Source organism: Streptomyces sp. NPDC045021 (assembly GCF_056432645.1).
Window position 1 is genome coordinate 106,955 of sequence record NZ_JBWKIQ010000021.1, and the last position, 11,074, is coordinate 118,028.

9 protein-coding genes are annotated in these 11,074 nt (G+C 70.4%); 7 read left to right on the forward strand and 2 right to left on the reverse strand.

Translation table 11 applies throughout. The annotated features are described in order from the left end of the window. Positions 1-54: 54 nt before the first annotated feature. The 4 genes from AC07DC_RS39075 to AC07DC_RS39090 all read left to right on the forward strand — a co-directional run bounded on the left by AC07DC_RS39075 (position 55) and on the right by AC07DC_RS39090 (position 3,764). Positions 55-234, forward strand: coding sequence for a Trm112 family protein (locus tag AC07DC_RS39075; protein WP_478919552.1), 180 nt, complete (start codon positions 55-57; stop codon positions 232-234). Positions 235-321: 87 nt separating this feature from the next. Further along, on the forward strand, positions 322-1,458 hold the full coding sequence (locus AC07DC_RS39080; protein ID WP_478919553.1) for an SIS domain-containing protein: 1,137 nt from the start codon (positions 322-324) through the stop codon (positions 1,456-1,458). Positions 1,459-1,462: 4 nt separating this feature from the next. Then, positions 1,463-2,707: a mannose-6-phosphate isomerase, class I gene (gene manA / locus AC07DC_RS39085; protein WP_478919554.1), complete on the forward strand. Its 1,245-nt coding sequence runs from the start codon at positions 1,463-1,465 to the stop codon at positions 2,705-2,707. Positions 2,708-2,792: 85 nt separating this feature from the next. Further along, positions 2,793-3,764, forward strand: a complete 972-nt coding sequence (locus AC07DC_RS39090) for a cation diffusion facilitator family transporter (RefSeq protein WP_478919555.1) — start codon at positions 2,793-2,795, stop codon at positions 3,762-3,764. Between the two features lie 80 nt (positions 3,765-3,844). On the opposite strand, the gene AC07DC_RS39095 is transcribed toward AC07DC_RS39090, so the two are convergent. Beyond that, complete coding sequence (locus tag AC07DC_RS39095) at positions 3,845-5,917, reverse strand: fructose-specific PTS transporter subunit EIIC (RefSeq protein ID WP_478919557.1); 2,073 nt, start codon at positions 5,915-5,917, stop codon at positions 3,845-3,847. 404 nt (positions 5,918-6,321) lie between these two features. Between AC07DC_RS39095 and ahcY the strand changes: the two genes are divergently transcribed. Together ahcY and AC07DC_RS39105 are read left to right on the forward strand one after the other, a co-directional pair. Beyond that, positions 6,322-7,773 carry an adenosylhomocysteinase gene (ahcY, locus tag AC07DC_RS39100; RefSeq protein ID WP_478919559.1) on the forward strand — a complete coding sequence of 484 codons (1,452 nt, stop codon included), beginning with the start codon at positions 6,322-6,324 and terminating at the stop codon, positions 7,771-7,773. 86 nt (positions 7,774-7,859) lie between these two features. Then, the gene (locus tag AC07DC_RS39105; protein WP_478919560.1) at positions 7,860-8,474 is read left to right on the forward strand and encodes a hypothetical protein; all 615 of its coding nucleotides are present in this window, start codon (positions 7,860-7,862) and stop codon (positions 8,472-8,474) included. A gap of 51 nt (positions 8,475-8,525) precedes the next feature. On the opposite strand, the gene AC07DC_RS39110 is transcribed toward AC07DC_RS39105, so the two are convergent. Then, on the reverse strand, positions 8,526-9,470 hold the full coding sequence (locus tag AC07DC_RS39110) for an RDD family protein (RefSeq protein WP_478919562.1): 945 nt from the start codon (positions 9,468-9,470) through the stop codon (positions 8,526-8,528). A gap of 136 nt (positions 9,471-9,606) precedes the next feature. Here AC07DC_RS39110 and AC07DC_RS39115 point away from each other — a divergent pair, with 136 nt between their 5' ends. Continuing rightward, complete coding sequence (locus tag AC07DC_RS39115) at positions 9,607-10,614, forward strand: stage II sporulation protein M (protein ID WP_478919564.1); 1,008 nt, start codon at positions 9,607-9,609, stop codon at positions 10,612-10,614. The last annotated feature ends 460 nt before the right edge of the window (positions 10,615-11,074 follow it).

Here is an 11,074-nt window from a genome sequence, read left to right on the forward strand (position 1 = left end):
ACAGCCGTCCGAAATACCGCCGTCCGAACAACGCCGTCCGAAGGACTTGCCACCATGTCGCTCGTCGAAGCCAGCCTCCTGGAGATCCTCGCCTGCCCGGCGTGCCACGCCCCGCTCCGGGAGGACACCGAAGCGAACGAGCTCGTGTGCACCTCCGACAGCTGCGGCCTCGCCTACCCGGTACGCGACGAGATTCCCGTCCTGCTCGTCGACGAGGCCCGCCGCCCGGCCTGACACGGCCCGACCGGGCCCCGGTACGGGGACCCGTGACCTCCCGGGCCGTCCGCGCCCGGGGTGACGGACCAGGACCGGGAGGTCCCGATGCTCGACGAGTCGCTGCTTGACGACCCCGACGCCCTCGCCCGCGCCGACACCGGCGGGCTGCTGCTCGGTGCCGCGGCCGCCGGCGCCCGAGTGCGGACCGCCGCGCGGCTCACGGCGGAGGCGGGCGTCCAGGACCTGCGCCCGGACGGCCGGCCGCGCGCCGTGCTGGTCGCCGGCTCCGGGCCGGAAGCCGCCGCCGTCGCCGATGTGCTCGACGCGCTCGGCGCCGGCAGCTGCCCCGTCATACCGCTCCGGCCGGCCGGACCGACCCCGTACGAACTGCGGTGGACCCTCCCGGGCTGGACCGGCCCGCTCGACCTGGTGCTGCTCACCACCACAAGCGGCCGGGAGGCCGGCCTCGTCGGCCTCGTCGAGCAGGCCTACCGGCGTGGCTGCACCGTCGCCGCCGTGGCACCCGCCACCTCGCCCCTCGCCGAGGCGCTGGAACAGGCGCACGGCATGACGATCCCCTTCGCCGGGCCCGCGTCCCCGCTCCCCACGGGACCGTCCGGCGCCCCCGCCGAGGACCCCAGCGCGCTGTGGGCACTCCTCACCCCGCTGCTGACGCTCGCCGACCGCATCGGGCTCTTCAGCGCCCCGCCGACCGCGGTGCAGGCCGTGGCCGACCGGCTCGACGAGGTCGCCGCACGCTGCGGACCGGCCATCGCGACGTACAACAACCCCGCCAAGACGCTCGCCGTGGAACTGGCCGACGCCCTGCCGCTGCTCTGGAGCACGGGCCCGGCCGCCGCCACGGCCGCCCGCCGCTTCGCGACCGTCCTCGCTGCCAGGGCCGGCCGCCCCGCGCTCGCCGCGGAACTGCCCGAGGCGCTGGCGGCCCACGGCGCCCTGCTCGCCGGGGCCCTCTCGCCCGCGGCCGACCCGGACGACTTCTTCCGCGACCGCGTCGAGGACCACGGCACGCTGCGGCTGCGCGTCGTCCTGCTGCGGGAGGACACCGGACACCAGGCCGTGTCGGCGCCCGCCGCCCGCGAGCTGGCCTACGCCCACGACACCCCGCTCAGCGACATCGCCGCGGCCGAGGGCGGCGCGCTGGAGACCGCCGCCGAGCTGCTCGCCCTCACAGATTTCGCCGCGGTTTACCTCGCCGTCGCCTCTGCCGAGAGATCATGACGCCATGGACCGTCTGACCAACACCGTGCGCCCTTATGCCTGGGGCTCCACGACAGCCATCCCCGAGCTGCTCGGCACCGCCCCCACCGGTGAGCCGCAGGCCGAACTGTGGATGGGGGCCCACCCGGGCGCGCCCTCGCGGATCGACCGGGGCGCGGGACCGGTCCCGCTCAACGAGGCGATCGACGCCGATCCGCTCGCGGAACTCGGCGAGCCGGCGTTGTCGCGCTTCGGCCCCCGGCTGCCCTTCCTGTTCAAGATCCTCGCAGCCGGTGCGCCCCTGTCGCTCCAGGTCCACCCCGACCTGGCCCAGGCGCGGGCGGGCTTCGCGGACGAGGAGGCGCGCGGGATCCCCGTCGACGCCCCGCACCGCAACTACAAGGACGCCAACCACAAGCCCGAGGCCATCGTCGCGCTCACTCCCTTCGACGGGCTCTGCGGTTTCCGCCACCCCGCCGAGGCAGCCGAGCTGCTCGAAGCCCTCGGCGTGGACTCGCTCAAGCCGTACGCGGACATCCTGCGCGCCCGGCCCGAGACCGACGCGCTGCGCGAGGTCCTCGCCGCCGTACTGACCGCCGACCGCGAGGCGATGGCCGAAACGGTCGACGCCGCCGCCCAGGCCGCCACCCGGCTCGCCGCACAGGACGGCCCGCACGCGGCCGACTTCGCCGCCTGCGCCACCACGGCCCACAGCTTCCCCGGAGACCCGGGCGTCATCGCGGCCCTGCTCCTCAACCATGTGACGCTGCAGCCCGGCGAAGCCCTCTACCTCGGCGCCGGCGTCCCGCACGCCTACCTCGACGGCCTCGGCGTCGAGATCATGGCCAACTCCGACAACGTGCTGCGCTGCGGCCTCACCCCCAAGCACGTGGACGTGCCGGAGCTGCTCCGCGTGGTCCGCTTCGAGGCCACCGACCCGGGCGTCATGCGCCCCGAGGTCTCGCCGAACGGCGAGGAGGTCTACGAGACACCCATCGACGAGTTCCGGCTCTCGCGCTACGTACTCGCCCCCGGCGGCGAGGCCCGCACCCCCGACGCCCGCACCCCGCAGATCCTGCTCTGCACCGACGGCGCGGTGCGGCTGCGCTCCCCGAACGGCGAGCTGACACTGGTCCGCGGCGAGTCCGCCTTCGTCCCGGCGGGCGAACGTGTGGAGCTGACGTGCGCGGGCGGGACCGGCAGCACCACCGGAAGCACCACCGGGAGCACCACCGGCGGGACCGTCTTCCGCGCCACAGTGGTGGCCTGACGCGCCGTCCGCGGGACGGCCTGCAAGAATGACCGGCCAGTGGCCGGGGGCCGGGCCGAAGGACCGAAGGGACGAACCAACACCTATGAGCGCGTCAGGCGGAACCAAGGCGATCGTCGCCGCATTGAGCGCCAACCTCGCCATCGCCGTGGCGAAGTTCGTGGCATTCGCGTTCAGCGGATCGTCGTCCATGCTCGCCGAAGGCGTGCACTCCCTCGCCGACTCGGGCAACCAGGCGCTGCTCCTCGTCGGAGGCAAGAAGGCCAAGCGCGAGGCGAGCGACGAGCACCCGTTCGGCTACGGCCGCGAGCGCTACATCTACGCCTTCCTGGTGTCGATCGTGCTGTTCAGCGTCGGTGGCATGTTCGCGCTCTACGAGGGCTACGAGAAGATCAAGCACCCGCACGCGATCGAGCACTGGTACTGGCCGATCGGCGTTCTGGTCTTCGCGATCATCGCGGAGGGGTTCTCCTTCCGCACCGCGATCGTGGAGTCCAACCAGACCCGCGGCAAGCTCTCCTGGACCGACTTCATCCGCCGCGCCAAGGCCCCCGAACTGCCCGTCGTCCTGCTGGAGGACTTCGGCGCGCTCGTCGGCCTCGTCCTCGCCCTCTGCGGTGTCTGCATCGCGCTGGCCACCGGCGACGGCGTCTGGGACGGCATCGGCACCCTCTGCATCGGCATCCTGCTCATCGTGATCGCCCTCGTGCTCGCCGCCGAGACCAAGTCGCTGCTCCTCGGTGAGGGCGCCGGCGCCGAATCGGTCGCCATGATCCGCGAGGCCATCGTCGACGGGGACACCGTCACCGGTGTCATCCACATGCGCACCCTCCACCTCGGCCCCGAGGAGTTGCTGGTCGCCGCGAAGATCGCCGTCCAGCACGACGACACCGCCGCCGAGGTCGCCCGCGCGATCGACGCCGCCGAGGTCCGTATCCGCGAGGCCGTGCCGATCGCCCGGGTCATCTACCTCGAACCGGACATCTACAGTGAGGCCGCCGCGGCGGCCGGCCCCGACCCGACCCAGACTCCGGGCGGCGACCCGCACCCCAACTGAGGTCGCGGAGAACGAAGGGAAGGGCCCCGCACCGATCGGTGCGGGGCCCTTCCCTTGTGATGACGGTGCCGCTGTCAGGTCTACTCGATCTCGGCCAGCACCTGGAGGATGCCGTCCCGGTCCTGGGCCTTCTGCAGCCGGTCCCGGAAGCCGGTGTCCATCAGCTTGCGCGACAGCTGCGCGAGGATCCGCAGATGCTCGTCACCGGCCGCCGCCTCCGGCACGGAGATCATGAAGACGAGCTTGGCCTTCGTACCGTCCAGCGAACCCCAGTCGATGCCGTCGGCCGACCGCGCGAAGCCCACCAACGGAGACGTCACCGCGTCCGTCTTGGCGTGCGGGATGGCGATCTCCTCGCCGAGACCCGTGGTGCCCTGCGCCTCACGCGCCAGCGCCACGGCCACCAGGGCGTCGACATCCGCGACCTTCCCGGTGGTCGCCAGCAGCTCCGCCATCTCGCGGATCGCGGACTCCTTGTCGGAGGCGTCGAGCTGCTCCTTGACGGTCTGCTCGGTGAGATAGCCGGACAGCACCGCTGGGACCGCGGGTGCGGGGGCCGTACGTGCGGGTGCCTGGGCGATGACGGTCGACGTACCGACGGCACCGACGGCACCGACGGCACCGACACCGGCAAGCACCGGTTCGAGCACCGGCTGCGGCACCAGGGACGTCGGTGCGCCGTCGGCCCGCCGCTCCTTGATGTCGATCAGCGCGTTGGTGGTGAACGCCGTGACCACAGTGCCGATCGCGACGGCCAGGAAGAACATCGGCACGCCGCCGATCGCTCCGAGGACAGCGACGATGGGGCCGCCGTGCGGCACCGAGTCCTTCACCGACGCCATGCCCGCGACGGCACCGGCCACCGCGCCACCGAGCATGTTCGCCGGGATGACCTGCGCGGGCCGTGCCGCGGCGAACGGGATCGCGCCTTCCGAGATACCGAAGCAGCCCATGAACAGGGCGGCCATCCCGGTCTCCCGCTCCTGCTCGGAGTAGAGCTTGCGGCGCAGCACCGTGGCCAGGCCCTGGCCCAGCGGCATGACGGGGATGGCGGCCGCGCACATGCCCATGACGGTCAGGTTGCCCGAACCGATCAGGCCGGCGCCGAAGAGGAACGCGGTCTTGTTGACGGGACCGCCCATGTCGAACGCGATCATCAGCCCGAGGATGGCGCCGAGCAGAATGGCGCTCGAACCGGTCATCCCGCTGAGGAAGTTGGTGAGGTGCTCGAAGACCCACGAGATCGGTTTCCCGATGACGTAGATGAAGAACAGTCCCAGCGAGGTCGTCGCGACGATGGGGATCACGATGATCGGCATGATGGGCTGGACGAACTTCGGGACCTGGACCTTCTTGATCCACAGCACCAGATAGCCGGCCAGGAATCCGGTGGCGATCGCCCCGATGAAGCCGGCGCCCGCCTTGGAGTCGTAGAGCTCACCGTGGGCGGCTATCCATCCGCCGATCATCCCGGGCACGAGGGCCGGCCGGTCCCCGATCGCGTAGGCGATGTACCCGGACAGGATCGGAATCATCAATCCGAATCCGGCAACGCCAATGTCGTTGATGTGCTTCCAGAACGTCCCGTCCGGGATGACCAGGCCGCCCTCGGGGTTGGTGTGCCCACCGAGCGCCAGCGAGACGGCGATCAGCAGCCCGCCGACCACCACGAACGGAATCATGTACGAGACGCCGTTCATCAGCGCCTTGTAGCCGACGCTGCGCTGCTTGCCCCCGCCGCCGCTTCCGCCGCTGGCGCGTGATTCGACGCTGTCGCCTCCGCCGCCTCCGCCGCCGTGCACCGGGGCGCTGCGTACCTGCTCGATCAGCCGCTCCGGGTGGCTGATGCCCTCGGCGACCCCGACGGAGAGCACCCTCTTGCCGGCGAACCGGCTCAGATCGACGTCCTTGTCGGCAGCGACGATGATCCCGTCGGCAGCTATGACATCGTTGTCAGACAATGCGTTCTCAGTGCCGATGGACCCTTGCGTCTCCACTTTCATGTCGATGCCGAGCGCCTCGGCGGCCTGGGCCAGCTTCTCCGCGGCCATGTAGGTGTGCGCGATGCCCGTGGGGCATGCGGTCACCGCGAGCAGCTTCAGCCGCTGCGTCGTGGTCCCCGCTCCATCGCGGGGGTCGGCCGGACTGGTCACGTGATCGTCTCCTTCAGCCGTATGGGCGCAAACGGGCGCGAGTCCGCAAGAGTGTTCCTGCCACGATCGAATCCTGCAACATTCAGGAGGCCCGGCAGAAGTGGCATTGGTCCCTTATGCACCCTCCTGTTGGCCTGTTCTTCCCGCCCCGGACCACTGGCCGAAACCGGTGCGGGGTGGGGATCGCGGGGCCGTCCGGTGTAGGTTCGTCTGTAGCCAGACGTCGCTGCTGATGGCGGTCGGGCGGCACCGCGGAAGTGGTTGCCGTCCGAGGGAGAGAGGGCCTCCGACGGAATGCGCTGCTGCAAGGGGACGGGTGTGTCCGCTCAAGGGCGCTGTCTCGTCGGCCTGCGGCTGCGTCAATTCCCCGTCCACCTCGACGCATTCAGCGAGGAGCAGCCCGTATGACCACCATCGCCACTGACTTCAAGGTCGCCGACATCTCCCAGGCCGCTTACGGCCGCAAGGAGATCACGCTGGCCGAGCACGAGATGCCCGGCCTGATGTCGATCCGTGCCGAGTACGCCGAGGCGCAGCCGCTGGCCGGCGCCCGCATCACCGGCTCGCTGCACATGACGATCCAGACCGCCGTTCTCATCGAGACCCTGGTCGCCCTGGGCGCCGAGGTCCGCTGGGCGTCCTGCAACATCTTCTCGACCCAGGACCACGCGGCCGCCGCCATCGCGGTCGGCCCGAACGGCACTCCTGAGAACCCGCAGGGTGTGCCGGTCTTCGCCTGGAAGGGCGAGAGCCTGGAGGAGTACTGGTGGTGCACGGAGCAGGCGCTGACCTGGCCGAACACCCCCACCGGTGGCCCGAACATGATCCTGGACGACGGCGGCGACGCCACGCTCCTGGTCCACAAGGGCGTTGAGTTCGAGAAGGCCGGCGCGGCTCCGGACCCGTCCACCGCGGACAGCGAGGAGTACGGCTACATCCTGCGCGTGCTGAACCGCACCCTCTCCGAGAGCCCCCAGAAGTGGACGCAGCTGTCGTCGGAGATCCGCGGCGTCACGGAGGAGACCACCACCGGTGTTCACCGTCTGTACGAGATGATGCAGGAGGGCTCGCTGCTCTTCCCGGCCATCAACGTCAATGACGCGGTCACCAAGTCGAAGTTCGACAACAAGTACGGCTGCCGCCACTCGCTGATCGACGGCATCAACCGTGCCACCGACGTCCTGATCGGTGGCAAGGTCGCCGTCGTTCTCGGTTACGGCGACGTGGGCAAGGGCTGTGCGGAGTCGCTGCGCGGCCAGGGCGCCCGCGTGGTGATCACCGAGATCGACCCGATCTGCGCACTGCAGGCGGCGATGGACGGCTACCAGGTCGCCACCCTCGATGACGTCGTCGAGATCGCCGACATCTTCATCACCACGACCGGCAACAAGGACATCATCATGGCCGCCGACATGGCCAAGATGAAGCACCAGGCCATCGTCGGCAACATCGGCCACTTCGACAACGAGATCGACATGGCCGGCCTGGCCAAGATCCCGGGCATCGTCAAGGACGAGGTCAAGCCGCAGGTCCACACCTGGAAGTTCACCGACGGCAAGGTCCTGATCGTGCTGTCCGAGGGCCGTCTGCTGAACCTCGGCAACGCCACCGGTCACCCCTCGTTCGTGATGTCCAACTCCTTCGCGGACCAGACGCTGGCCCAGATCGAGCTGTTCACCAAGCAGAGCGAGTACCCCACCGGCGTCTACGTGCTCCCCAAGCACCTGGACGAGAAGGTCGCCCGTCTGCACCTGGACGCCCTCGGCGTCCGGCTGACCACGCTCCGCCCGGAGCAGGCCGCCTACATCGGCGTCCCGGTCGAGGGCCCCTACAAGGCGGACCACTACCGCTACTGAGCCACCTGCTGTTGATCCACTGAGCGTCACGAGCGTCGCCCCCGCCGTTCTCCGCGGCGGGGGCTTCGCCGTAAGAGGTCCCCACCATGCCCAGAGGCCGTTACTCGTTCCACGACACGCATGACCACACCCCCCTGGGCGCCGAACACTTCCACTGCGCCACCGGCCCCTCCGGCTGGCGCTATGTCTCCCAGCTCACCGCCCCCTCGGGCGACCACTCCGGCTCCGTCGACCTCACCGTCGACGATCTCGGCCGCCCCATCCGTCTCGAACTGAACGCGTCCAGCTGGCAGGTCCGCGGCGCGGCCATCGACGGCGTCACCTGGGTCCGTACCGACCCCACGGGCAGTCAGGCACAGGAGGGCAACGTCCCCGCCCATGCCTTCACCGGCGCCTCGCCCGCTTTTCTGATCGCCACCGCACGGCTGCTGCGCCTCGAACCGGGCGCCCCCGCCACCCGCGTACGCCTCGTCGCCTTCGCACCCCCCGTGCTCGCGCCCCGCACCCTCGACCAGTCCTGGGCCCTGATCAACAGGACGACACACGCCACTGACAGCGGCCCGCTGCCGGTGGACGAGTATCAGGTCACCGAGCTAGACACCGGCGAACAGCGGCACATCCACATCGCGGGCGACGTCGTCCTCTCCGCCCCGGGCATCGAACTCGAAGAGCTCGAATCACCCCCGTCGACGTTCGCCTGACACCGATGGTGCGGCGCCCGTCCCGGTCTGCGTCGAGGGCTGTGTCGAGGGCTACGCCGGGGGAGCGAAACCGGTACGCGGCGGCTCCGGGGCGGCGGGCGTGCCGACCGCATCCTTGGCCATGGCCGGCCCGGTCGGGACAGCCAGTACAGGTGGCATGACGGGCGACTGCATGACGGGCGCGGGCATGACGGCCGGCTGCATGACGGGCGGCTGCGCGCCACCGAATGCACCGGCCGGAGGCTGCCCCGCGCCGAACATCCGCTGGGCGTCGCGTGACTGCCGTTCCGCCACCACCGCGGCGAGGAAGGCCACCGGCGGCGTCCCCTGCGGCACCCGCGCCCCCGTGCACGCGGCGACATCCGTCGCCAACCGCTCCGCCATCGACCAGCTGACCTGCGGATCCAGCTGCCGCATCCGTGAGAGGTACTGCCGTACGGCGAGCCACAGCCCTTCCGGCACACCCGAGAGGTCCACCCCGGCGAGCTGCCCGGCGAGCCACGGCGGGGCGGGCGGCATCAGCTGCGAGTGCTGCACGGGAACGCGTTCCCGTACGACCAGGGTCCCGCCGAAGACGTCCCCCAGCCGGCGCCCGCGCACCGACACCAGGGACGCGATGCACGCGATGACGCCCAACGACAGCTGGATCTCGACGACGCCCACGGCCCCGCGCACCAGCGCGTGCCGGAAGCGGATCGGCCCGCCGTCGTCCCGCACCACCCGCAGACCGCAGGCCAACTTGCCCAGCGACCGTCCTCGGGTGAGGGTCTCGACGGCTATCGGTATGCCGACCAGGAAGAGCAGCATCGCGCCGATCGACACCGCCGCGACCGCGGCGTCGTCGAGGGACGAGGTCGCCGCGGCGAGGATGAACATGAGCCCGACGAAGGCCGTCCAGTAGACGACGAGGTCGATCGTTGTCGCGAGCGCTCGGCTCGGCAGCTTGGCCGGGTCCATCCCCAGCGCGACTGCTTCGCCCGTCACCAGTCCACTCACGCGCGAACCCCTCCTCCACGCCGTCCGAACCCTTGCCCGAACAGTCTGCCCGGTCTGCCAAGCTTGGGCTTCCCACAGTCCGGGCCCCACCCCGTCCCCGCACCGTCCGGCCCTCTTCCGCCAGGAGCAGCAGCCCATGGACCTAGACGTCTTCGCCGCCGCCCACCGGCACGAGTGGGACCGGCTCGACGCGCTGCTGGGACGCCGTCGCCGGCTCACCGGCGACGAGGCCGATGAACTCGTCAGCCTGTACCAGCGCACGGCGACGCATCTGTCCCTCGTCCAGTCCAGCGCCCCGGACCCGGTGCTGATCGGCCGGCTGACCACCCTGGTCGCCCGGGCCCGCAGCGCGGTCGCGGGCGCCCGTACGGCGAGCTGGCGCGACGTCGCCCGCTTCTTCGGCAGCGTCTTCCCCGCCGCCGTCTACCGGGCACGCCACTGGTGGGTGCCCACCGCACTGCTGTCGACGGCGGTCGCCGCGGTCGTCGGCTGGTGGATCGCCTCCCATCCGGAAGTGCAGTCGGCGATCGGCGCCCCAGAGGCGCTCCGCTCGATGACCCGGCCCGGCGGCCAGTACGAGACGTACTACTCCAGCCACCCCGCGGCGTCCTTCGCCGCCCAGGTCTGGACGAACAACGCCCAGGCCGCTGCGATGTGCCTGGTCTTCGGCGTCTTCCTGGGGCTGCCCGTGCTCTGGGTGCTGTGGGAGAACGTGCTCAACCTCGGCATCGGTATCGGCCTCATGGGCTCGGCAGGACGCCTCGACACCTTCCTGGGCCTGATCCTCCCGCACGGCCTCCTGGAGCTCACCGCCGTGTTCATCGCCGCCGGCACCGGCCTGCGGCTGGGCTGGACCGTGATCGACCCCGGCCCCCGCTCCCGCAGAACCGCACTGGCCGAAGAGGGGCGCGCAGCGATCGGTATGGCGATCGGTCTGGCCGTCGTCCTCTTCGTCTCGGGAGCCATCGAAGGCTTCGTCACCCCGTCCGGCCTTCCGACCTGGGCCCGCATCACCATCGGGATCGTCGCTGAGCTGCTGTTTCTGGCCTACATCTACGGGGTGGGGCGGCGTGCGGCCCTCAGCGGCGAGACCGGCGACCTGGAGGCCGCGGACCGGAGCGCGACCCTCCCGACGGCCGCCTGAGCACCCCGGTCACCCGGATGTGCACTCGGCGTCCCTGACCTGTTAGTCTCCTCTTCGCCCCAGGTACCCGTTGACACGGGTGCTCAGGGTAGGTAGACTCGAACGGTTGTCACGAACTAGACATGTTCGAGGCGGCTCGATAGAGTCTCCTTGCTTCTTCGTTCCTCGCGACGAAGACATCGCAAATCCAATCCGAGTGAATTCTCAGACTGGGTTTCCGCATGTCCTCGAAACGGGAGCGGGAAATCCGGCGGAAAGCTTCTGCTAAAGTCGGGTGCAGCGGGAAAGCCGAAAGGCAGAAACGCTGAAGCAACACAATGCAGGATCTGAGGTACTCCCGCTGACTGGGAATCGGACACGAAAGCGTCTGATAGAGTCGGAAACACGAAGGGAAGCCCGGAGGGCGCCGGTGACGGCACCAAAGGAAGCGTCCGTTCCTTGAGAACTCAACAGCGTGCCA